This window comes from Pseudomonas sp. NPDC078416 (assembly GCF_050268485.1).
Classification (GTDB): Bacteria; Pseudomonadota; Gammaproteobacteria; order Pseudomonadales; family Pseudomonadaceae; genus Aquipseudomonas.
Genome location: NZ_JBNNGV010000018.1, coordinates 59,367 through 80,625, shown reverse-complemented (window position 1 = coordinate 80,625; position 21,259 = coordinate 59,367). Strand labels below are relative to the sequence as shown.

21 protein-coding genes are annotated in these 21,259 nt (G+C 61.5%); 8 read left to right on the top strand and 13 right to left on the bottom strand.

Translation table 11 applies throughout. The features are described 5' to 3' along the window. Position 1: 1 nt before the first annotated feature. From ACQKEN_RS16565 to ACQKEN_RS16530, 8 genes are all read right to left on the bottom strand, one after another. Positions 2 to 1,066 carry an imelysin family protein gene (locus tag ACQKEN_RS16565; protein WP_427687074.1) on the bottom strand — a complete coding sequence of 355 codons (1,065 nt, stop codon included), beginning with the start codon at positions 1,064 to 1,066 and terminating at the stop codon, positions 2 to 4. Positions 1,067 to 1,093: 27 nt separating this feature from the next. Further along, complete coding sequence (locus ACQKEN_RS16560) at positions 1,094 to 2,521, bottom strand: di-heme oxidoredictase family protein (protein ID WP_427687073.1); 1,428 nt, start codon at positions 2,519 to 2,521, stop codon at positions 1,094 to 1,096. A 139-nt stretch (positions 2,522 to 2,660) separates the two neighbouring features. After that, positions 2,661 to 3,200 carry an AP2/ERF family transcription factor gene (locus ACQKEN_RS16555; RefSeq protein ID WP_065992198.1) on the bottom strand — a complete coding sequence of 180 codons (540 nt, stop codon included), beginning with the start codon at positions 3,198 to 3,200 and terminating at the stop codon, positions 2,661 to 2,663. 268 nt (positions 3,201 to 3,468) lie between these two features. After that, entirely contained in the window at positions 3,469 to 4,821 is a 1,353-nt protein-coding gene (locus ACQKEN_RS16550; RefSeq protein WP_427687072.1) for an imelysin family protein, read from the bottom strand. Between the two features lie 214 nt (positions 4,822 to 5,035). Continuing rightward, positions 5,036 to 7,087, bottom strand: coding sequence for a putative bifunctional diguanylate cyclase/phosphodiesterase (locus ACQKEN_RS16545; RefSeq protein WP_427687070.1), 2,052 nt, complete (start codon positions 7,085 to 7,087; stop codon positions 5,036 to 5,038). Between the two features lie 310 nt (positions 7,088 to 7,397). Next, complete coding sequence (locus tag ACQKEN_RS16540; RefSeq protein ID WP_065992213.1) at positions 7,398 to 7,994, bottom strand: superoxide dismutase; 597 nt, start codon at positions 7,992 to 7,994, stop codon at positions 7,398 to 7,400. 203 nt (positions 7,995 to 8,197) lie between these two features. Next, positions 8,198 to 8,800 carry a LysE/ArgO family amino acid transporter gene (locus tag ACQKEN_RS16535; RefSeq protein WP_427687068.1) on the bottom strand — a complete coding sequence of 201 codons (603 nt, stop codon included), beginning with the start codon at positions 8,798 to 8,800 and terminating at the stop codon, positions 8,198 to 8,200. Positions 8,801 to 8,836: 36 nt separating this feature from the next. Continuing rightward, positions 8,837 to 9,235, bottom strand: a complete 399-nt coding sequence (locus tag ACQKEN_RS16530; protein ID WP_427687066.1) for an ACT domain-containing protein — start codon at positions 9,233 to 9,235, stop codon at positions 8,837 to 8,839. A 109-nt stretch (positions 9,236 to 9,344) separates the two neighbouring features. Between ACQKEN_RS16530 and ACQKEN_RS16525 the strand changes: the two genes are divergently transcribed. From ACQKEN_RS16525 to ACQKEN_RS16510, 4 genes are all read left to right on the top strand, one after another. Next, the gene (locus ACQKEN_RS16525; protein ID WP_427687065.1) at positions 9,345 to 10,244 is read left to right on the top strand and encodes a LysR family transcriptional regulator ArgP; all 900 of its coding nucleotides are present in this window, start codon (positions 9,345 to 9,347) and stop codon (positions 10,242 to 10,244) included. Positions 10,245 to 10,332: 88 nt separating this feature from the next. After that, entirely contained in the window at positions 10,333 to 11,331 is a 999-nt protein-coding gene (locus ACQKEN_RS16520) for an NAD-dependent epimerase/dehydratase family protein (RefSeq protein WP_427687063.1), read from the top strand. 67 nt (positions 11,332 to 11,398) lie between these two features. Then, positions 11,399 to 12,253, top strand: coding sequence for an ATPase (locus tag ACQKEN_RS16515; protein ID WP_427687061.1), 855 nt, complete (start codon positions 11,399 to 11,401; stop codon positions 12,251 to 12,253). 285 nt (positions 12,254 to 12,538) lie between these two features. Then, entirely contained in the window at positions 12,539 to 13,234 is a 696-nt protein-coding gene (locus tag ACQKEN_RS16510) for a hypothetical protein (RefSeq protein WP_427687059.1), read from the top strand. An 88-nt stretch (positions 13,235 to 13,322) separates the two neighbouring features. Here ACQKEN_RS16510 and ACQKEN_RS16505 read toward each other — a convergent pair whose 3' ends face one another. The 3 genes from ACQKEN_RS16505 to ACQKEN_RS16495 are packed head-to-tail and all read right to left on the bottom strand — an operon-like array spanning position 13,323 to position 15,942. Next, positions 13,323 to 14,372 (bottom strand): alkene reductase, encoded by a 1,050-nt coding sequence (locus ACQKEN_RS16505; protein ID WP_427687057.1) that lies wholly within the window; start codon positions 14,370 to 14,372, stop codon positions 13,323 to 13,325. A 57-nt stretch (positions 14,373 to 14,429) separates the two neighbouring features. Further along, on the bottom strand, positions 14,430 to 15,596 hold the full coding sequence (locus ACQKEN_RS16500; protein WP_427687055.1) for an MFS transporter: 1,167 nt from the start codon (positions 15,594 to 15,596) through the stop codon (positions 14,430 to 14,432). 37 nt (positions 15,597 to 15,633) lie between these two features. Beyond that, on the bottom strand, positions 15,634 to 15,942 hold the full coding sequence (locus ACQKEN_RS16495; RefSeq protein WP_427687053.1) for an ArsR/SmtB family transcription factor: 309 nt from the start codon (positions 15,940 to 15,942) through the stop codon (positions 15,634 to 15,636). 277 nt (positions 15,943 to 16,219) lie between these two features. Between ACQKEN_RS16495 and ACQKEN_RS16490 the strand changes: the two genes are divergently transcribed. Beyond that, complete coding sequence (locus tag ACQKEN_RS16490) at positions 16,220 to 16,816, top strand: ACP phosphodiesterase (RefSeq protein WP_427687051.1); 597 nt, start codon at positions 16,220 to 16,222, stop codon at positions 16,814 to 16,816. Here ACQKEN_RS16490 and ACQKEN_RS16485 read toward each other — a convergent pair. Beyond that, positions 16,777 to 17,565 (bottom strand): lysophospholipid acyltransferase family protein, encoded by a 789-nt coding sequence (locus ACQKEN_RS16485; protein WP_427687049.1) that lies wholly within the window; start codon positions 17,563 to 17,565, stop codon positions 16,777 to 16,779. The genes ACQKEN_RS16490 and ACQKEN_RS16485 overlap by 40 nt on opposite strands. Further along, positions 17,565 to 18,320 (bottom strand): L-ornithine N(alpha)-acyltransferase, encoded by a 756-nt coding sequence (olsB, locus tag ACQKEN_RS16480; protein WP_427687047.1) that lies wholly within the window; start codon positions 18,318 to 18,320, stop codon positions 17,565 to 17,567. Before olsB ends, ACQKEN_RS16485 begins: the two co-directional genes overlap by 1 nt. 195 nt (positions 18,321 to 18,515) lie before the next feature. Here olsB and ACQKEN_RS16475 point away from each other — a divergent pair, with 195 nt between their 5' ends. The 3 genes from ACQKEN_RS16475 to ACQKEN_RS16465 all read left to right on the top strand — a co-directional run bounded on the left by ACQKEN_RS16475 (position 18,516) and on the right by ACQKEN_RS16465 (position 21,252). Then, a complete protein-coding gene (locus ACQKEN_RS16475; RefSeq protein ID WP_427687045.1) occupies positions 18,516 to 19,610 on the top strand; it encodes a serine hydrolase domain-containing protein in 1,095 nt (364 codons plus the stop codon). Continuing rightward, positions 19,607 to 19,945 (top strand): amidase, encoded by a 339-nt coding sequence (locus tag ACQKEN_RS16470; RefSeq protein ID WP_427687043.1) that lies wholly within the window; start codon positions 19,607 to 19,609, stop codon positions 19,943 to 19,945. The genes ACQKEN_RS16475 and ACQKEN_RS16470 overlap by 4 nt, the downstream gene beginning before the upstream one ends. Positions 19,946 to 20,094: 149 nt before the next feature. Then, positions 20,095 to 21,252, top strand: coding sequence for a phospholipase D-like domain-containing protein (locus ACQKEN_RS16465; protein ID WP_427687041.1), 1,158 nt, complete (start codon positions 20,095 to 20,097; stop codon positions 21,250 to 21,252). Positions 21,253 to 21,259 lie beyond the last annotated feature (7 nt).

Sequence of the window (21,259 nt, the reverse complement as noted above, 5' to 3'; positions counted from 1 at the left end):
ATCAGTCACCATCATTGGCGTTGAAGCCCAGTTGAATGCCCAACGCTTTGGCCAGCTCGCCTTCGTGCAGGCGATGAACCACGTTGAGGCTGTCGTAGAAAGCGTTGAGCTGCTGACGGCCTTCTTCGGTGGCCAGCAGATCCCCGAGCGGTGGTTTCAACGCGGCCAGTTGTCTATTGCTCTCAGCGTAGGCGGCATCGATCTTGTCGGCCAAAGGCTTCTGCTCTTTGGGCAACAGCCCGCGCAAACCCTTGTTATCGACACCGGCCCAGACCGTCTGGGCACTGGCCAGACTCGCCTGCAAGCTGCTGAGCGAAGCCTTGCTGCGCCAGGCTTCGGCCTGAAATGGCTGCGGCACGCCCTTGGTGCCACGGCCGAGCGGGGTGCCGAGTTTTTTCTTCAACGAGTCCAGCGCAGTCACTTGCACGCGCAGCAACTCGGCGATGGCTTCGTGGGAATCGGCATAGCGCTGATTGGGAAACTTGCTCAGCTGAGCGAGCATGCCGTCGTTGCTGTTCCAACTGGTGAGGATGTCTTCGGCCAACGCCTTCTGACGCTCGCCAATGGCCACCAGCAGCGGGCAGTAGCGGGCTTTCTGCTCGGCGTTGGCCATGTCGATGTCCGCGTCGAACAGGATGTATTCATAGGCCGAGAGGCCCTGCACCACCACGCTGGACTTGCCCAGCGCGTCGGCACTGATCTGCGGCTGTGCGGTAACCAGTTGCTCGACCTGACGACCGACGAGGTTCTTCTTGTCCGGCCAGAACTGAATCTGCCACGCGCGGTTGCCTTCGGCCAGCGGCCCGATCAGCAGCGGTTGCAGCTCGGCCCAGGCTTTTTGTGCGTGGAGGAAGTCGGCGCGGGCGGTGTCCAGGTCGGATTTGCCCTGGCAGTAGGACAGCGCACTGATCGCCAGTTGCCGGTCGGCATCGACCCAACGGCTGTAGGTCGGCAGGATAACCTGACTGGCGATGGCGGCAGACGTCACGGCTTGCGGGTCCGACGGCGCGCACGCGCCCAGAGCCAATGCGGCGAGGCTGGTGAGCAACAACTTGGGGCGGAACATGCCCGACTCCTTATCTTCAGAAATACGTTAGAGAGAATTCAAAAACGCCAGCAGCGCCGCGCGTTGTTCCGCGTCGAAGGCCAACACCTGACGTTGCGCGGGCAGCGCCTCGCCGCCGTGCCAGAGCACGGCCTCCATCAGGTTGCGGGCGCGCCCGTCGTGCAGAAACTGCGTGTGGCCACTGACGGCTTGCGTCAGGCCGATGCCCCACAAAGGCGGCGTGCGCCACTGCTGGCCGCTGGCCTGAAATTCGCTGAGGTTGTCGGCCAGGCCTTCGCCCATGTCATGCAGCAGCAGATCGGTGTAAGGGCGAATGACCTGATTCGCCAGCTCAGGCTCGGCGGCATCGGCGGAGGTGGTGAATTGCGGCGTGTGGCATTGCTGGCATCCCGCCTTGAAAAACAGATTCTTGCCCGCCAGCACCTGGGGGTTGGCCACGTCGCGACGCGCCGGCACGCCGAGGTTGCGGGTGTAGAAGGTGATCAGCCGCAGAATGTTGTCGCTGACTTCCGGCTCACCATTCGGGCCGTTGCCGTTGGGCGCGGCACGGCACGCGGTCTGCGACGGCGTGCAGTCGTCGACCGGCATCAAGGTGGACGTCAGGCCCATGTCCCCCACCAGTGCGTGGGCATTTTGCTGTTTGATGCTCGGCTGGGAGGCTTTCCAGCCGAAACGACCGAGGACGGATTTCTGCTGCGCGTCGTCCCACACCCAGTTGGGTTTGCCGGTGATGCCGGTGCCCTGTTCATCGTTCGGGTTGGCGTTGGCCAGAATCGCGGCTTGAGGGATGGCTTCCAGAAGCCCAAGGCCGATCATCGGCGGGGCGATGCGCGCGGAAGCTCGGGTCTGCGGGTGCATGGGGCCGTAACCGGGCTGGGTGATCTGCAGGGTAGGGCGGCGCAGATGCACCGGGGTGCCGTCGCGAAAATGCACGGTCATTGAATCGTAGTCGACCCGAACCTTGCCTTCGGGCGTCACGCCGGGGATGGCCATGTCCTGCAGCTGCTTGCCGTACACAGGCTCGGGCGTCAGGCCCAACTGCTTGATGTGTTCGGCAAATGCCGGATCGTCGGGAATCGACAGGCGCACCAGCATGGACACGGCGTTATCGGCGCCGGGCTCGGGCGGATGGCCGCGGCCGTCTTTGATGTGGCAGTTCTGGCAGGCGTTGGTGTTGAACAGCGGACCCAGCCCGTCGCGGGCGGTGGTCGTTGAGGGTGCTATTACCCAAGGGTTGCGAAAGAAGCTGTTGCCGACGCTGAAGTCCAGCCGCCGAGCGGGCGACAGGTTGGCCGATGGCAGGGAAAACGCATTGCGGTCGCTTTTGTTGACGGTGGTGGCGCCGCCAGAGCGCGACTCGCCGGGCTCGGCGGCGGTGAAACGCGGGGCGTCATCGCACCCACTGACGGCCAGCGCCATCAGCAGGAGAAACGAGGGACGGAACCGCGCAGTCATACAGGTCCTGCAAAGGGGAGGAAATCGGGGCGAGCAAGCTTACCAGCCCCGTGTTTTATGAATAAGAGGGATTAGCGTTTGAAGGTCCTCTCGTAACGTGTTGTTACCAAATCATCCGCAGGCAGCGGGCCGGCAAAACTCACGCCCCGGCGATCTCCAGGGCCGGGTTTTCCACCAGCAGTTGCATGAGACGCCGTTCGCCCTCGACCACCTTGAATGACCGGTAATCGCCAATCCCGTCGAGCTGCCGTTCCCGTTCGCGGATCGCCAGCTCCTTGGCCCTCTCGTAACCGTAATGTTCGACCCTGAACGACTTGGTGACACTGCTGCCGTTGCGCAGCGTGGTCCGCGCTACCCAATAGGCGATGCCGGTGTAGCAGCGGTAATGCACCCCCGGATAGCCGCTGGTGTTGGTGGCAATGATGCGTTGACGGATGTCGCGGCTGAGCTTGGGCAAGTGGGCCAGCAGCAACTGGTCACGGCAGGCGTCGGCGGCTTGTCGTGCCGGATCACGGCCGCCGTAGCGGGAGAACGAAAAAAGCCGGTTGAAGGTCCTGCCATCGCGGTAGATCGTCACCTTCCAGGCACGCGGGCCCTTGACGCCGACCAGCAGGTGGATACCGTAATCGTTGGCTTTGAGCTTACTGACGCGGCGCCTTTTATTGTTTCTCTTGGGCACTTTCTGTCTCCTCCTGGATAGGGTGGGGGCAAGGAAGTGCGCATGATCGGCGGCGGGGGAGGCGTGTTCAATCCGACAAGGAACGAACAGGAAATGCCCTACAAAGCTTACAGATCGGTCCCTGGGTAAGGTCCGTTTTGGTGGGGTTTGAAGCGTCGATTGACCAAAAAAATGCCGGCCCGTGGTCGGGTCGGCATTCGTTTGCAGTGGGGCCGACTTCACTCCGGAAGTGGCGGCTCCATAGGCGTTGACGCGGACGTGGAGTGGATCAGAACTCGTGGTCGGCGTTGTCCGGGTTCAGGTCGGTGATGCCCAGCTTGCCAGCCGCTTGCTCGATGGCGCCGGTCTGTTTGACCAGCGCGGCGATGGCGTCGCGCACCACCTCGTTGCCGGCTGTATTGCCCGCCGCGATGAGCTGGTCGAAATGCTCGCCCTTGTTGGCGTGGTCGACGATGACCTGCAGCTTTGCCTGAGTCGCGTCGAGGTCGGCACGCACAGTCTGGTCGGTCGCGGCATCGGCCTTGGCCACCAGCGAAGACAGGCTTGGGCCGGTCACTTTGCTGCCGTCGACGCGGGTGTATTCGCCCAGGTAAACGTTGCGGATGCCCAGGCCGTTATAGAAGTGCGAGTTGTGGGTGTTGTCGCTGAAGCAATCGTGCTCGTCCTCGCTGGAATTGGCCTCCAGCGCGACTTTCATGCGCTCGCCCGCCAGTTCACCCAGGGACAGACTGCCCATGCCGAACAGCATTTTGCGCAGCCCGCTCTCGCCGGATTCTGCTTCCAGCGTGGCGCGGTAGTTGTCGGCGACCCCCGGCTTCCAGTTGTTGACCATTTCTTCGAGGTCGCTCACCAGCAGGTCGGTGGCTGCTTTCAGGTAGGCACGACGGCGGTCGTTGTGGCCGCCGGTGCCGCCCTGGCCTTCAATGTAATCGCTGGCCGGACGCTCGCCGGCGCCTGGGCCGGTGCCGTGCAGGTCCTGGCCCCAGAGCAGGAATTCGATGGCGTGATAACCGGTCGCTACGTTGGCTTCCGAACCGCCGAGCTCGTTGAGGCTGGCGAGTTTTTCAGGGGTGATTTCGCTGACGTCGACTTTGTCCTCGCCCACTTGCACCGACTTGTTGGCGATGATGTTGGCGGTGGCGCCCGGGTTGCCCAGCGCATGCTGGTAATCCTTGGCGACGTAGTCGATCAGGCCTTCGTCCAGCGGCCATGCGTTCACCTGACCTTCCCAGTCGTCGATGAGGGTGTTGCCGAAGCGGAACACTTCGCTTTGCATGTAAGGGACGCGCGCCGCGACCCACGCTGCACGCGCTGCTTTCAGGGTCTGGTCATTGGGGGTGGCGAGGAAAGCGTCGACTGCCGTGCTGAGGTTTTTGGCAGTGGATTCGGCGTCGCTGAAGACGGCAAATACCATGTTGGCGTAGTTGGCGACCACTGCTTTAGTGGCGGCTTCGCTGGACTGGGCAGGTGCGGCGGCGGAGGTCGGGGCTGGCGCCGGGGCGGCTGCGGCAGGTGCCGGCGCAGGCGCTGCAGCGGCGGGTTTGTCCTTGCCTTGATCACAACCGGCCAGAGCAATAGCGACAGCCAGCAGACTTGCGGTTGCCAGGGGCATACGAATCATGACGGAATCCTGCATCGAGAAGAGGTGTAAACGGTGGCGAACGCCAAAAAATGCTGCGCCATAATGCGAAAGATTTGCATTCGGTGTAAAGGCCATTTGCCCAGGCAGTCGGAGGGAGATATTTCAAGCTGTTTCAAAGGAGGTCTGAGCTGCGGCTTCAGAATGGCAGGGAGAATCTGCACAGCGGCTGCATTCGTGTCGGAAGGCAGACGTGCTATAGCGCCTCGCTGTGAGTGCGCTGGGCTTGCTTCAGGTAAGCCAGCAGCTCCCGCGCCGGCAGTGGCTTGCTGTAAAAATAGCCCTGACCTTCGTGGCAACCCTCGGAAATGATGTACGCCTCTTGCTCGGCGGTCTCCACGCCTTCGGCAATCACCTGCATGCCCAGGCTTTTTCCGAGCTGAATGATGGCACGCACGATCGTGGCGTCGTCATCGTCGTCGAGCAGGTCCTGCACGAAGCTTTTGTCGATCTTGATCTTGTCCAGCGGCAGGCTTTTCAGATAACTCAGCGATGAATAACCGGTGCCGAAGTCATCAATGGCGATCAACGCCCCGGAGCGGCGCAGGCTCAACAGGTGTTGCGCAGCGGTGGTGATGTCTTCCATCAGGCCGGTTTCCGTGACTTCCAGCTCCAGGCTTCGGGGCGGCAGGCGGTAGATCTGCAGCAGGTTGTTCACCACCCGTGGCAGTTCGGCGTGGTGCAGCTGCACGGTGGACAGGTTCACCGCCATGCGCAGGTCGCTGAAGCCCTGATCGTGCCATTCGCGCAGCTGTTTGCAGGCCTGATCCAGCACCCACTCGCCAATGGCGATAATGGTGCCGTTCTGCTCGGCCAACGGGATGAACAGGTCAGGCGGCACGAAGCCATGTTCCGGGTGAATCCAGCGAATCAAGGCCTCGACGCCGACCACACCGTGATCGCGATAGCTGATCTGCGGCTGATAGACCAGATGAAACTGCTCGCGGGCCATGGCTTCGCGCAGGTCTTTTTCCAGCTCGCGACGACGGCGCATCTCGCTGTCGACGCTGGCGATATAAAACTGGTAGCGATTGCGCGAGCGGGTCTTGGCCAGCGTCATGGTCTGTTCGGCTTTCTGCAGCAGCTTCTCGGTGCTGTCGCCATCTTCGGGGAACAGCGTGATGCCGATGGTGGCGCGCAGACGAATCTCCTGCTGATCGACGGCGAAGGGCGCTTCCAGATCGTCCAGAATGTTCTGCGCCAGCTCGGCAGCTTCGTAGGGCTGTTCGATATCGGCCTGAACCAGCGCGAACTGGTCGCCGCCCAAGCGGGCAAGGGCGCCGAGGCGGCCACTGTGGCTGCGCAATCGATCGGCGAGGGCCAGCAGCAACTGATCGCCGGCCTGATAACTGAATTGTTCGTTGATGCCTTTGAAGTCATCCAGACCGACGCACAACACGGCGACGCGGTGCTGCACCTTTCCGGAGTCGACGAGGATTTTGTCCAGCTGCTTCTGCAGTTGCAGCCGGTTGGGCAGACCGGTAAGGAAGTCGTATTGGGCCATCCGCAGCAGGCTGGACTCAGCCTCGTGGCGCAGGGTGGTGTTGCGCTCGATGGACGCCAGCAGTTGGTTGGCGGTGTTGACCCAGACCCCCAGCTCGTTTTTTTCGTGGCCTTTGAGCAAGGGCAGTTGGTGTTCGCTGGGGCGGTCGGGGTTGATGCTGGTCAGGTGCTCGATGATTCTCGACAGCGGTTTGGTCAGCAGCCAGTGATAAACCAGGTACAGCACCAGCCCCATCGCCAGCGCGCGCAATACGCCGGAAATGAAAATGATCATGGAATTGGTGAGAAAGGTTTCGCCGTATGTGGCGGTGTCCAGGGTGATGCGCAGGTCGCCGTAATATTCGCTGTACGGGCTGCGGCCAACCAGTTGCGTGGTGAAGCTTCGTTCCTGGCCAAGGATCAGATCGGTCAGCCAGCGGGTGGGGGTGGCTTCAAGGTCGCGGGATTTCTCGGCAAGCACCGTTTCGTTCGGATGACCGATGGACGCCTGGCGCACGGCCTTGTCCTGAAACAGCCCTTCGATGACCTGCATGCCCATTTCCCGGTCCAGGCTATAGACGGCCTGGGTCGACGGGTCGCGAAACATGTCGAGGATTCGTGCCGCATCCGTGGCAACGGCCTGGCGGGTTTTGTACGCGTCGTAGACGATCTGTGCGCAACTGAGCACGACCCCCACGATCAGCGCTGAAAGCAGCACAACGCGAAGCAGCTTCACCGACAAGCTGTGTTTGAGTTCCAGCTTCAAATGGCCATTCCTTCATCCATGCTGATAGCGGGCTGACTGCGTGCAAGCACTTGCAATGCAGGCATTCGGGTCAGGCGCTTCTGGCGTGCGCGTGACCCCATCAATCGGGAAAACAGTTAATAGGCATGCCACTCAGGCTATCCGTACAGTGTCGGTCGTACGCGGGGAAAACTTGAGCCCAGCCGTTTGAATCAGCACGGAATTTGATATTAGTCGGCTATCGCTTCCAGACAATACATAAACGACAAAGAGAAGGCGAAAAAAAACCCGGACGTGCCGGGCTTTTTTTATTCGAGCATTCAAGCATTCATCAGGCGGTGAAGCTTTTGCCTTCGAACTGCTCGGCAACGAACTTCCAGTTCACCAGGTTCCAGAACGCCTCGACGTACTTTGGACGCAGGTTACGGTAGTCGATGTAGTAAGCGTGTTCCCAGACATCGCAGGTCAGCAGCGGGGTGTCGCCGCTGGTGATCGGGTTGCCGGCGCCGATGGTGCTGGCCAGTGCCAGGGAGCCGTCGGCTTTCTTCACCAGCCAGCCCCAGCCGGAGCCGAAGGTGCCGATGGACGTCTTGCTGAATTCTTCCTTGAACTTGTCGAACGAGCCGAAGGCGGCGTTGATCGCGTCAGCCAGGGCGCCAGTCGGTTGGCCGCCGGCGTTTGGCGCCAGGCAGTTCCAGTAGAACGTGTGGTTCCAGACTTGAGCGGCGTTGTTGAAGATACCGCCCGAAGAGGTCTTGACGATTTCTTCCAGAGTCTTGCCTTCGAACTCGGTGCCTGGCACCAGGTTGTTCAGGTTCACGACATAGGTGTTGTGGTGCTTGTCGTGGTGGTATTCCAGAGTTTCCTTGGAGATGTGCGGTGCCAGAGCATCATGTGCGTACGGCAGCGGAGGCAATTCAAAAGCCATGGTAATTCTCCTAATCAGGTCAGTTGCGGTTTGCGCAAGGCCGATCACGGGCGGCCAGACAGAACTTACGCTGGCGAGTTTGTACTCTTTGCAGCGCAGGGGCTGGATCATAGCACCGGCCCCTGACCTTAACCACGCAACAACTGTAGGGGATAGAGGTTCCAGCGCGTTGCGCCGAAATGCGCATCGCACCAGACCGATGTTCATGCCGTTCTGATCAATTGCACCGCCACGCTGAACATCATCACCGCGACCATCAGGTCCAGCAGGCGCCAAGTCGTTGGGCGTGCCAGCCACGGGGCCAGCCAGGCGGCGCCAATCGCCAACGTGGAAAACCACACGACTGATGCGCTCGCCGCTCCGGCCACATAGGCGCCGGGCACCGCTTGTTGCGCGCCGAGCGAGCCGATCAGCAGCACCGTATCGAGATAAACGTGCGGGTTGAGCAACGTTACCGCCAACGCGGTCAGCAATACCGCGCGGCGTGACCGCTGGCCGTCGGCATCGCGCTGAGCAAGACTCTGCGGCGACAATGCACGGCGCAGGGCCATGGCGCCGTACCACAGCAGAAACACCACCCCGCCCCAGCGCGCCACCGCCAGCAGCGTCGGGTTGTGGGCTAGCACATTGGCCAGCCCGAACACACCGGCGGCCACCAGTACGGCATCGCACACGATGCACAGCAAGGCCACGGAAAGGTGGTGTTCGCGACGCAGACTTTGCGCCAGCACGTAGGCGTTCTGGGTGCCGATGGCCATGATCAGCCCGAGAGAAACCAGCAGGCCGTTGAGGTAACTTTGCCACATGATGTCGGGCCTCGATCAGTTCAGGAATGGGCGGGATCAGGCGTTCGTCGCTAGCGAGCGCAAGGTGTCCATGGCCTTCAGCGCATCGTCCTTACCCACGAAAAGATGGTCGTGGTAAAAGCCTGCGACCACGTTGCAACTGATGCCCGCCTGGCCCAGTGCGCTGGCGAACGCGGCGGTCAGCCCGACGGCCGCGAGTGAGGAGTGGACGGTCAGGGTGATCCAGGCCATGACGTAATCGCAGTCCAGGCCCAGTTGCTGCGCCTGTCCGCGTTCGAGGATGACGGTCAGGCCTTCGCGCTCCCGGAAGCTGCCGATCACCTCAATGCCCTGCACGTGGCTGCCGTCAGCCACGGTGCAGAACACGTAATCTCCGTCGTTCAGCTTGGGGTTCATGCTGCGCAGCAACGCACTGAGGGAGGTTTCGCCAGTCATTGATCGTTCGCCGTCCATTAAGAGTGTGCCGTGAATCAGTGGTGGCGATTGTCAGTCGAGAGCGGGTATAAGAAAAACCAATAACGCTCATCACCCATTAGGGAAACTGATGTTCGACTACAAGTTGCTTTCCGCGCTGGCGGCGGTGATCGAGCAGGCCGGCTTCGAGCGCGCTGCTCAGGTACTCGGCCTTTCGCAGTCGGCGGTGTCCCAGCGCATCAAGTTGCTGGAAGCGCGGGTCGGGCAGCCCGTGCTGGTCCGGGCGACGCCGCCCACGCCGACAGAGATCGGTCGGCGGTTGCTCAACCATGTTCAGCAGGTGCGTTTGCTGGAGCGTGACCTGCAAAGCGTGGTGCCAGCCCTGGACGAAGGCGGCATGCCCGAACGTTTGCGCATCGCGCTGAACGCCGACAGCCTGGCGACCTGGTGGGCCCTCGCGGTCGGGGACTTCTGTGCCGCGCATCGATTGCTCACTGATCTGGTGGTAGAGGATCAGGATGTCGGCCTTAAACGCATGCGCGCCGGTGAAGTGGCCGCGTGTCTGTGCGGCAGTGAACGGCCCGTGGCGGGAGCGAGAAGTCTATTGCTCGGCGCCATGCGCTACCGGGCGTTGGCCAGTCCTGACTTTATTGATCGGCATTTCCCACAAGGCGTTACGCCCCAGGCGGTGGCTCGATCGCCTGCGCTGGTGTTCGGCCCGGATGACTTCCTGCAGCACCGCTACCTCGCTTCGCTGGGAGTCGAAGGCGGCTTTGAGCATCATTTGTGTCCTTCGTCCGAAGGGTTCACGCGCATGGTCGAAGCCGGAATGGGCTGGGGACTGGTGCCGGAACTGCAGGTCCGTGGGCAATTGGCGAGCGGTCAATTGGTCGAGTTGCTGGCTGACCACTGCATTGATGTGCCGTTGTACTGGCATCATTGGCGCAATGGCGGTCGGCTGCTGACAGAGCTGACGGACCATCTGGCGAAAAAAGCGGGGCAATGGCTGGTGCCGTTGCAGCCTGAGTGAACGTCAACAGGCGATGCAGCAGAGTGTGGGATCGTTCGCAGAACAGCCGCGGCGATCACTGGCAAAAGAAGATTAAACGGAGCAGGCAATGAAAATTCTGGTCACCGGCGCAGGCGGCTTCATCGGCGGACGCTTCGCGCGTTTCGCGCTGGAGCAAGGCTTGAACGTCCGGGTCAACGGCCGCCGTGCTGAGGGTGTCGAGCATCTGGTACGGCGCGGCGCCGAGTTCATTCAGGGCGACCTCTGTGATCCGGAGCTTGTTCATGCGCTGTGTGACGACGTCGAAGCCGTGGTCCATTGCGCGGGAGCGGTGGGGACATGGGGACGACGCCAGGACTTCCATCAGGGCAACGTTCAGGTCACTGAAAACGTCGTCGAAGCATGCCTGAAACAAAGGGTCCGGCGGCTGGTGCATCTGTCGTCGCCGTCGATCTATTTCGATGGCCGGTCGCACCTCGATATCCGCGAAGAGCAAGTGCCCAAGCGCTTCGGCAATCACTATGCCGCGACCAAATACCTGGCCGAGCAGAAGGTGTTTGGTGCTGAAGAGTTCGGTCTGGAAGTCATCGCCTTGCGCCCGCGTTTTGTCACAGGCGCGGGGGATACGAGCATTTTTCCGCGACTGCTGGAGATGCAGCGCAAGAATCGCCTGTCGATCATCGGCAACGGCTTGAACAAGGTCGATTTCACCAGCATTCAGAACCTCAATGAAGCGCTGCTCAGCAGTCTGCTGGCAGCCGGGTCAGCGCTGGGCAAGGCTTACAACATCAGTAATGGCGCGCCGGTCCCGCTCTGGGACGTGGTCAATTACGTCATGCGCCAGATGGAATTGCCGCCGGTCAGGCGCTATCGGTCTTACGGCCTGGCATACACCGCCGCGGCCATGAACGAGGCGGCGTGCCTGATCTGGCCGGGGCAACCTGAACCGACGCTGTCGCGCATCGGGATGCAGGTGATGAGCCGGGATTTCACGCTTGATATCAATCGCGCCAGGCATTATCTGGATTACCAGCCCGACGTCAGTGTGTGGACCGCCCTCGACGAGTTCTGCGGTTGGTGGAAAGCCCAGCACGGCGGGGCGTTGTAAAAGGCATCAACATCCGTGGTTATACTGCGAGCCATTCAGATTCAGCGGTTTTTTCAAAGGTAAACCCATGCGCAAAGATCCCTATGACGACGTCGACGACGTCCCGAGCCTCAGCGCCAAAGACGATGACGATGATTTTCTGCCGCCACCGGGTGCCCGCGAGCGCACGACCGTGTATTCGCGCGATACGCCGGTGGTGAAGGTTAAGGCGCCCGGTACCGGTGCGTTGTGGACGCTGATCGTTGTGTTGTTTATCGCGTTTTGCGGCCTGGGCTGGTGGAGTTTTCAGCAGGTCTCGTTGATGGAGCAGCAGTTGGTGGCGACCCAGGAAAGCTTCGCGCGGATCAGCGAGGAGGCGGCGGGACGCTTGCAGGATATTTCCGGCAAGGTGGTGGCGACCGAGTCGATGGCGAGCAGCAGCGAGGCGTTGAAGGCGCAGATCAAGCAGTTGCAGGATCAGTTGGCTGATCAGAGCAGGCAACAGCAGGGCGTGGCGGGTTTGCAGGGCGGTCTGGACAAGCGTCTGGAGCAGATCAGTACGCAGAGTGCGCAGCAGCAGGCGGTCAATCAGCAGTTGCAGGATCAGTTGAAGGCGGTGGCGACTGAGCTGGCGGCGTTGAAGGCGGCGGTGCCGGATGGCAAGTCGGCGCAAGCTGAGCAGGAGCGGCTGGAGACGCAGTTGAAGGGTTTGACTGCGGATGTGGCGAACCTGAAGAAGGCGAACGGCAGTCAGGCGATCGAGCAGCTTGAGCAGGATATGGTGGTGGTGAAGAGTGAGTTGGAGAATCGTCCGGCGGCGGCTGCTTCGTCGGGAGCGAGCCTGCAGGAGTTCGATGCGTTTCGTGCGCAGATGACGCGGACGATCAATACGTTGCAGAGTCAGATTCAGACGTTGTCGCAGCAGATTAATGCTCGACCTTGAAGCTCCCCCGATGACGTCGCTGTTTGTGACGTCATCGGGGAAGTGACGCAGAGAGAAGTTGCGGGTAAATGTTTAACTCCGCCCTGTAGGCCATTTCCGATTTTGATATTTCATTGGGTTTTTGAATTGCGTTTATTTTGTTTTGAATTATGGTTCTATCCAGTGATTCGCAATAACGCTGTTATTTATGACTCACTCAGTGAAGCGATTCAATAACGAAGCGCTTTTGAAGAACGGATGCCCCTCCAGCGGGATGTTTCGTTACAACAGTCAAGGATGACTAGAATGAATGAATTCAAGACTAAAAACGGTCAAAGCCGCTCGATCGGTAAAAGCATCGTCAGCGGTGCAGGCCTTGCCCGAAATGCCGCGAAGCCGCCCAAAATCAAACCTCCCGTGACAAAGCCACCCGTGACGACGCCACCTGGTACAAAGCCTCCGGTTACTAAGCCACCTGTGACGACCCCGCCCTCGATTAAACCGCCGGTCATACGACCTCCGGCTGTAAAACCAGTGAAACCACCGCAGTCGGCCGTTAAACCGCGTCCTCCCAAACCTGTCACCCCGGGGCCGGTCAAGCCACCCGCGTCGCTGGTGCTGCCGCCCAGGCCGCTGATCCCACCTCGTCTGGCTGAAGTGCTGTCGGTGGTTGATACGATTACCGGTGTCGTCTCGCTGCTGTATCCGTTGGGGACTTACCTGCTGTCGAATGGAGACAAACAGTTGCCGGACGGCCGCGTAGCCGATGCCGGAGGCGAGTACGTTACGGATGCCGATGGCAACGTCCAGTATCTGGACGGAACCATTGTTTACGCAGACGGGACGATCAAGTTCCCGGACGGCACCTATCAATATACCGACGGCAGTTACATGCACCCTGACGGCACCGTTAGTTATCCGGATGGTACCTGGCGGTTCCCGGATGGCACTGTTACGGATTCGGAAGGCAATGTGTTGGCTACTGATTATCCGGAGCTGTAAGTTGAAACGTCAGTTGTAAAAAAAAGCCCCGGCTCTTTCCGAGTCGGGGCTTTTTATTATCGTTTTATTACGTTATGAGCGGTGCAGCTTACAGCGTCGGGTAATCCAGATAACCCTCGGCGCCTTTCCCATAGAAAGTTTCCGGATGCGGCTCGTTCAGCGGAGCATCCTTGGCCAGACGTGCCGGCAGGTCAGGGTTGGCAATGAACGGCACGCCAAACGCCACTGCATCCGCCTTGCCGCTCGCCAGCCACTCGTTGGCGCTGTCCTTGGTGAATTTCTCGTTGGCGATGAACACGCCGCCGAAGGCTTCTTTCAGGCGTGGGCCGAGGCTGTCGTCGAGTTCACGTTCGCGGGCGCAGATGAAGGCGATGCCGCGTTTGCCGAGTTCGCGGGCGACGTAGGTGAAGGTCTCTGCCGGGTTGGCGTCGCCCATGTCGTGGGCATCAGCCCGGGGTGCCAGGTGTACGCCGACACGGCCAGCGCCCCAGACTTCAATGGCGGCGTCGGTCACTTCCAGCAGCAGACGCGCGCGGTTTTCCAGCGAACCGCCGTAGGCATCGGTGCGGGTGTTGGTGCTGGTTTGCAGGAACTGGTCGAGCAGGTAACCGTTGGCACCGTGGATCTCGACGCCGTCAAAGCCGGCAGCCTTGGCGTTCTCGGCACCGACGCGGTAGGCGTCGACGATTTCTTCGATTTCCGCCAGTTCCAGCGCGCGCGGGGTGACGAAGTCAGACAGCGGACGCACCAGGCTTACGTGACCTTTTGGCTGGATGGCGCTCGGCGCGACCGGGGTTTCGCCGTTCAGGTAGGTCGGATGGGAAACGCGACCCACGTGCCAGAGTTGCAGCACGATCTTGCCACCGGCGGCGTGCACGGCTTTGGTGATGTTGGACCAGCCGCGCACTTGATCGTTGGACCAGATGCCCGGGGTGTCGGGGTAGCCAACGCCCATCGGCATGACCGAAGTGGCTTCGCTGATGATCAGGCCTGCCGAGGCGCGCTGAACGTAATACTCGGCCATCATCGCGTTGGGTACGCGGCCTTCGTCGGCGCGGCAGCGGGTCAGCGGCGCCATGATGATGCGGTTGGCCAGTTCCAGGTCACCCATCTTGATCGGATCAAAAATCGTGGTCATCGTGAAATCCTTAGTGCAATCGGTAAAGGTGGATCCGCAGGTTTCAAATTCGGGGAATCAGTTCGTCACGGCGGCCAGTTCGGCATCGTTGCGCTGACGGAAGTTGATCAGCGTGACCAGCAGGGCAAGCACCGCCAGCACGCCGGCCGCCAGTGGCACGGTGGTCAGTCCCAAACCATGGGCGATGACGCTACCGCCGACCCAGGCTCCCAGCGCGTTGCCGACGTTGAAGGCGCCGATGTTCAGGGTGGACACCAGATTGGGCGCGGCCTTGCCAAAGGTCACCACGTTGATCTGCAGGGCAGGCACGGCGGCGAACGCGGCGGTGGCCCAGAGGAACAGGGTGACCTCCGCGGGGATCAGCGCCGTGCTGGTCCAGCTCAACACCGTGGAGATCACCGCCATGGCGATGAACACGCCGATCAGCGTGGCGGCCAGTCGGCGGTCGGCGAGTTTGCCGCCGATGATATTGCCCAGCGTCAGACCGAGGCCAATGAGCATCAGCGTCCAGGTCACGCCCAGAGGCGAGACGCCGGTGACTTCGCCCAGCAGCGGCGCGACGTAGGTGAACAGCGCGAACACGGAGGCCGCAAACAGCGCGGTCATGCTCAGCGACAGCCAGATACCTACGCCTTTGAGTGCAGCCAGTTCGGCGCGCATGTCGAGTTTCTCTTCATCGCGTTTGCTCGGCAGGAAGCGGATCAGGCCGATGAAGGCGATGACGCCAATCACCGTCACCGCGAAGAAGGTCGAGCGCCAGCCGGCTTGTTGCCCCAGTGCGGTGCCCAGCGGGACGCCGAGGACGTTGGCCAGGGTCAGACCGGTGAACATCAGTGCAACGGCCGACGCGCGGCGATTGGCCGGGACCAGATTTGCCGCTACCACCGACCCGATGCCGAAGAACGCGCCATGGCACAACGCGGTAACCACGCGGGCGAACATCAGAATGTTGTAGTCAGCCGCCACAGCGCAAAGCAGGTTGCCGATGATGAAGATGCCCATCAGCGTAACCAGTGCACCTTTGCGCGGCAGTTTGGCGGTGGCCATCGCCATGAACGGCGCGCCGATCGCGACGCCCAGGGCGTAGCCGGTGACCAGCCAGCCGGCGCCCGGGATGCTGACGCCCAGGTCGCTGGCGACGTCGGGAAGCAGGCCCATGATGACGAACTCGGTCGTCCCGATGGCAAAGGCGCTCAGGGCCAGAATGAGTAGTGAAAGGGGCACGTTGCGTCTCCTGAAAGGCGAGTGTGTGGCGCAGGGCTCAGAGCCGCTGCGCCAGTTGCTGCACGAACGCCTGAATGACGTCTTCGTTGCGCTTGAAAAAATGCCACTGGCCGTGTTTCTGGTTGGTGATCAGACCGGCCCGTTGCAGCGTTGCCAGATGGGCGGAAACGGTCGACTGCGACAGACCGGCACGCTGGTCGATCTGCCCGGCGCAGACGCCGCCATCAATCGTGTGACGCTGATCGGGGAAGGTCGCAACCGGGTCTTTGAGCCAGTCCAGAATCTGCCGGCGAACCGGGTGGGCGAGGGCTTTGATGATTTCGTCGATATCGATGTCGGTAGGCATGTCGTTCTCAGTGCAGGTGCGCTGTATCGCGATGGGGCGAACCTTATATCTATAAATCGCGATATACAAATATGATTAGGTGCTTAGCAGAGTCCGAATCGTTATATCGGGTTATAACGATATGGGATCGACTGCGGTATTGCGACAGTATTCAAGGGTATTCCCGCTTTACAGGCGCAGGGAATGTCGCGACTGTACGAGCGACATTGCGCATGAGTCCCCGCACATTCGGCGGGATCAGGCGCACAAAGAAGGCTCGCAGCGATAGGCAAGCACCATGAATTACCTCGCACACCTGCACCTCGGCGGGCAGGCTCCGGCGCAATTGCTGGGCAGCCTGTACGGCGATTTTGTCAAAGGGCTGCTGCCCGGGCGTTTCCCGGCGGACATCGAAAGCGCGATTCGTCTGCATCGGCGCATTGATGCATTCACCGACTCGCACCCGTTGATCAAGCAGGCACTGGGACGCTTTCCCGATGGCCGACGCCGCTATGCCGGCATTGCGCTGGATGTGTTTTTCGACCATTGCCTGGCGCGGGACTGGCATGAGTATTCCGACGAGCCACTGGATACCTTTACTCGCAAGGTTTACCGCGTGCTGTCCGAAGAGCTCGCGTTGCCGGAGCGTCTGGCGCTGATTGCGCCGCGCATGGAGGCACAGGACTGGCTGGGTTCATACCGTGAATTTTCGGTGGTGGGCGATGCATTGGCCGGTATCTCGCGTCGCCTGTCACGCCCGGAAGGGCTGGCCGGGGTCAACCAGGAGCTGCACGCGCTGTATCGACCGTTGAGTGACGATTTCAGCGCGTTTTACCCTGAGCTTCAGGCGTTTGCTCAGGCGGCTTTGGCTGCGGAACGTACCATCGCCGGTTGAACCGCCTCGCCGAACAGCGCGACCTGCACCGCCTGCTGCGCTTCGAACGCCAGCGCTGCGCGCTCCTTGCCGTGGGACGCGATGGGCGAGAGCAGTTGGATGTGCACCTCACTTACCTCATTGGCAAACAGTCGACGCAGGTGCGAGAGCAGGTCGTCGTCGCCAATGAACGGCGCGATCTGATCCGGCTGGCCGTCGCGCACATACTGAATGGCAACCGGCTGCACCGGCACGCCGGTTTCAATCGCGCTCGACAGCAAACGGCCGTGGAAGGTACGCAAGCTGCGGCCGTCGGTGGTGGTGCCCTCGGGGAAGATCACCAGCGAATGCTTACCCAGCAAATGCTGACCCATCTGCTTCTGAATCAGCTTGCTGTCGCCCGAGCCCCGGCGGATGAACAACGTTCCGGCTTTCAACGCCAGCCAGCCCGCCACCGGCCAGGTGCGCACTTCGGCCTTGGACAGGAACGACAGCGGCGCCAGCATTCCCAGCAGCGGGATGTCGGTCCACGATACGTGATTGCTCACCCACAACATCGGCTCGCTCGGCAACTTTCCGCTGACTTTCACGCGAAACGGCAGCGCGGCACTCAAGCGCGCCATGAACCAGGCGGTCCAGCGCTGGCGTCGTGCCATGGAATTGCCGATGCGCAGGCGTTCCATCAGGGCAAAGGTGCCGGCGATGCTCAGGCCCAGCGCAATCACCCACAGCACCCGCACCACGCGCGCATGACTGCGCCAGGTGCTCATCACACCGCTGCCTTGAAATGGCGGGCGTAGCGTGGGCACAGCTCGTCGCGTTTGAGCAGGATGAAGACATCGGCGACCTGGAAGTCCTCGTCCCAGCACGGTTCGCCGCAGATCTTCGCGCCCAGGCGCATGTAGGCCTTGAGCAGCGGCGGCATCTCACAGATGACGTTGTTGGGCAGGTCCAGCGTCGGCAGAGGATTCTTCGGTTCGGCGCGCAGGTGCTCGGTGCACAGATAACGTTCGCGCAGGCGCTGCATGATCGCGTGGGCCTGAATGCCGCCGTCCTGCATCGGGATGCTGGCGCAGCCCATCAGGTAGCTGTAGCCGCCTTCGTTGAGGATCTCGGCCAGTTCGCTCCACAACACGGCGATGGTGCCGCCGTTGCGGTAGGAAGGATCGACGCAGGTCCGACCCAGTTCCAGGATCGGGCCCTGCAAATGCCGCAGGCCGTGCAGGCTGAATTCTTCTTCGCTGTAGAATTTGCCCAACGTGTTGGCGGCTTTGTGGTCCAGCAAACGGGTGGTGGCGACCAGACGACCGCTGCTCAGGTCGCGCACGCCGATGTGCATGCAGTGAACGTCGTAATCATCGATATCCAGGCCCAGCTCGGCGCCCTTGAGCTTGGCGTTGAATTCGCCACTGAACACACTGAAGCGCAAAGCCTGTGCTTCCTGCAGGGCCTTCTCACCGACCAGGCGTTCTGCCTGCAGGCGACGTTCGGTTCGGGTGTCTCGAATGCTGGCGATCTGAGTCATGCGGCGTCTCCGTAATCCCGCCTTCGTCCAGGCGGGTCGACTGATTGTTCGAGCATTGCTGTCCGAATTCAGGCTAGGGAGAGGCCGTGTCACCTCCATTAAGCTTTGGTGATGGTTGCGTGACAGGGGTTTGTGTTCAATCGGCTGTCATTATTGAGTGCTAGGGTTGCGTGCATCCGAGCCCGAGTCCTGTCCATGACCCGTCTGCTGTTAACACTCGCGCTGTTCCTCATCAGCTGTTCAGCAGCTGCCGAAACCTGGCCGACGCCGGATTGGTCCGAGCGCTTGCTCAGTCAAAACGCTGCCATTACTGCCCTCGACGCTTACGCCTTCCCGACCCGCGACGAGGTCGAACGCAAGGGCGTGCGCACAGACGCGCTGTTGATCATTCACGACGGCGAAGTGGTGTATGAACGCTACGGCGGCGTGACCCGGGCAGACACCCCGCACCTGACCTGGTCGATGAGCAAAAGCATTCTGGCCAGCGTGCTGGGCGTCGCATTTGGTGAAGGCCGTTTCAAGCTTGAAGACCCCGTCGCCAGGTTCTACCCGCCGTTCGGCGCGCATCCGGATATCAAACTTCAGGACCTGCTGCACTGGGCTTCGGGGCTGGACTGGCAGGAGGATTACGAATACGCGCCGCTCAACTCCTCTGTCGTGGCGATGCTTTACACCCGAGGGCGCGGCGATATGGCGCGGTACACCGCCGAACATGCCGTCGCCAGTGCGCCCGGCACTTCATACCGCTATTCCAGCGGCGACAGCACCGTCCTCGCCGCCGCACTTAAAAGCATGGTCGGTGACAGCGCTTACGCCAATTACCCGTGGACCGCCTTGTTCGACCCGCTGGGCATCACCAGCGCCACGTGGGAGCGCGACGCCGCCGGCACTTTTGTCGGGTCGTCCTACGCGTACATGACGGCCCGCGATCTGGCGCGCATCGGCCTGCTGATGGAGCGCGGCGGGCGCTGGCAGGACCGGCAATTGCTACCCAAGGCCTGGGTTGATTTCAACCTGACGCCGTTCAAATCCCTGACCCCGACCCCTACCGATGAAGCCCCCGGCGGTCACTGGTGGCTGAACAAGACCGCCGACGGCAAGCCCGGCCCGTGGCCCGACGCACCGCCCGACACCTTTGCGGCCCTCGGCCATTGGGGACAGGCGCTGTACGTGATCCCCAGCGCAGGACTGGTGATCGTTCGCTACGCCGACGATCGCGACGGCAGCTATGACCACAACCAGTTGCTCAAGCTGGCGCTGAACGCTTTGGCCGGGGAGGGTGGCAAATGATCGCTCGCAAAGCATTTATCCGACGCCGCCCGTTCAGCAGTCTCGGCCTATTGGTGCTGCTGATCATTGCCGTGCTGATCTGGAACTGGCGCGTTCAACTGCAGGTGTTCCCCAGCATCATCAGCGCCTACACCGCCAAGGAATATTGCTCGTGTCGCTTCGTCATGAATAACCCGGCGGACTATTGCCGCAGCTACGTGAAGCAATGGCTGGCGAGTACGATTGACGAAGACGCTTTGGGCAAGCGCGTCACTTCGACAGGGCTGGGCCGCGAAAGCGAAGCCCGCTGGGAAGGCCACCGCCAGGGCTGCCGGTTGTCGCCGCCGGTGCCGTAGAACGTTGAAGTTTGCCTGCGGTCAGACAGCCGGATAGGGTTGCGTATCGCACCCTCTGGAGTCCGCATGCCCCTTCGCCTTCCTTCCTCTCTTGCCTGTGCGGCAAACACCCTGGATGCCTGCGCTTCGACCGCCACGGCGAGCCGCCCATGAGGGGCGCGATTTTTCCTTGGCGTGAAGAAAACCAGTTCAACCTGCTGATCGACGGCCCTGCGTTTTTTCCGCGCATGATTGCCGCGATCGAAGGTGCGCAGCAGCAGATCGAGCTCGAGCTGTATCTGGTCGAGGCCGGCGCCTGTGCCGAAGCGATCGTGCAGGCGCTGATCAGCGCGGCGAGTCGCGGGGTCATCGTGCGTTGTCTTTTCGATGGCTTCGGCTCTGCGGCGTTTACGATCAGCCTGCGCAAGCGACTGACCGACGCTGGCGTGATCCTGCGTTTCTATAATCCTGTGCATTGGCGGCGGGGCTTGCGCAACCTCTACCGCGACCACCGCAAACTGTTGCTGGTCGACAAAGAGCTGGCGGTGGTGGGCGGGACGGGTGTCACCGACGAGTTCTGGCGCCCGGACCTGAACAGCAGCGAATGGCATGAGGTGATGGTCGAGATCCGTGGGCCGCTGGTGATCGACTGGCAGGCGCTGTTCGACCGCCAGTTTCATGCCAACCCCCGGCGGCGGGCGTGGCGGCCGGCTGAAAACTTCGGTCTGCCGCGCTTGCCCAAGGCACCCGTCAGCGGGAATGGACTGGGCCGTGTGGCCTATGCCGATTCCCGCCAGCATCGCGACATCGTCCAGTCCCTGGTGCGTTCGCTGAACACCAGCAAGACGCGCATCTGGCTGGCGACGCCGTATTTTCTGCCGACCTGGAAAGTCCGCCGCGCGTTGCGTCGTGCCGCCTCCCGTGGCGTCGACGTGCGCTTGTTGCTCACCGGGCCGCGCACCGATCACCCCTCGGTTCGCTACGCCGGCCACCGCTATTACCCGCGCCTGCTCAAGGCCGGGGTGAAAATCTTCGAATACCAGCCGTGCTTTCTGCACTTGAAGATGGTGCTGATTGACGACTGGGTCAGCGTCGGCTCCTGCAACTTCGATCACTGGAACCTGCGCTTCAACCTGGAAGCCAACCTCGAAGCGATTGACCCCGCGCTGACCCACGCCGTGGCCGCCAGCTTCACTAAAGATTTTGCCGTGAGCAGTGAAATCACCCTGGACGGCTGGAAATCCAGACCGTTGTGGCGACGGGCTCAGGAGCGGGTGTGGGGATGGCTGGATCGGTTGGTGGTGAATGTGCTGGATCGGCGTGGGTGAGCGCTTT

Coding starts and splice junctions, on each gene's coding strand:
- ACQKEN_RS16565 (WP_427687074.1), bottom strand. CDS start 1,066: ATGTTCCGCCCCAAGTTGTTGCTCACCAGCCTCGCCGCATTGGCTCTG.
- ACQKEN_RS16560 (WP_427687073.1), bottom strand. CDS start 2,521: ATGACTGCGCGGTTCCGTCCCTCGTTTCTCCTGCTGATGGCGCTGGCC.
- ACQKEN_RS16550 (WP_427687072.1), bottom strand. CDS start 4,821: ATGATTCGTATGCCCCTGGCAACCGCAAGTCTGCTGGCTGTCGCTATT.
- ACQKEN_RS16540 (WP_065992213.1), bottom strand. CDS start 7,994: ATGGCTTTTGAATTGCCTCCGCTGCCGTACGCACATGATGCTCTGGCA.
- ACQKEN_RS16535 (WP_427687068.1), bottom strand. CDS start 8,800: ATGTGGCAAAGTTACCTCAACGGCCTGCTGGTTTCTCTCGGGCTGATC.
- ACQKEN_RS16530 (WP_427687066.1), bottom strand. CDS start 9,235: ATGACTGGCGAAACCTCCCTCAGTGCGTTGCTGCGCAGCATGAACCCC.
- ACQKEN_RS16525 (WP_427687065.1), top strand. CDS start 9,345: ATGTTCGACTACAAGTTGCTTTCCGCGCTGGCGGCGGTGATCGAGCAG.
- ACQKEN_RS16520 (WP_427687063.1), top strand. CDS start 10,333: ATGAAAATTCTGGTCACCGGCGCAGGCGGCTTCATCGGCGGACGCTTC.
- ACQKEN_RS16515 (WP_427687061.1), top strand. CDS start 11,399: ATGCGCAAAGATCCCTATGACGACGTCGACGACGTCCCGAGCCTCAGC.
- ACQKEN_RS16510 (WP_427687059.1), top strand. CDS start 12,539: ATGAATGAATTCAAGACTAAAAACGGTCAAAGCCGCTCGATCGGTAAA.
- ACQKEN_RS16505 (WP_427687057.1), bottom strand. CDS start 14,372: ATGACCACGATTTTTGATCCGATCAAGATGGGTGACCTGGAACTGGCC.
- ACQKEN_RS16495 (WP_427687053.1), bottom strand. CDS start 15,942: ATGCCTACCGACATCGATATCGACGAAATCATCAAAGCCCTCGCCCAC.
- ACQKEN_RS16490 (WP_427687051.1), top strand. CDS start 16,220: ATGAATTACCTCGCACACCTGCACCTCGGCGGGCAGGCTCCGGCGCAA.
- ACQKEN_RS16485 (WP_427687049.1), bottom strand. CDS start 17,565: ATGAGCACCTGGCGCAGTCATGCGCGCGTGGTGCGGGTGCTGTGGGTG.
- olsB (WP_427687047.1), bottom strand. CDS start 18,320: ATGACTCAGATCGCCAGCATTCGAGACACCCGAACCGAACGTCGCCTG.
- ACQKEN_RS16475 (WP_427687045.1), top strand. CDS start 18,516: ATGACCCGTCTGCTGTTAACACTCGCGCTGTTCCTCATCAGCTGTTCA.
- ACQKEN_RS16470 (WP_427687043.1), top strand. CDS start 19,607: ATGATCGCTCGCAAAGCATTTATCCGACGCCGCCCGTTCAGCAGTCTC.
- ACQKEN_RS16465 (WP_427687041.1), top strand. CDS start 20,095: ATGAGGGGCGCGATTTTTCCTTGGCGTGAAGAAAACCAGTTCAACCTG.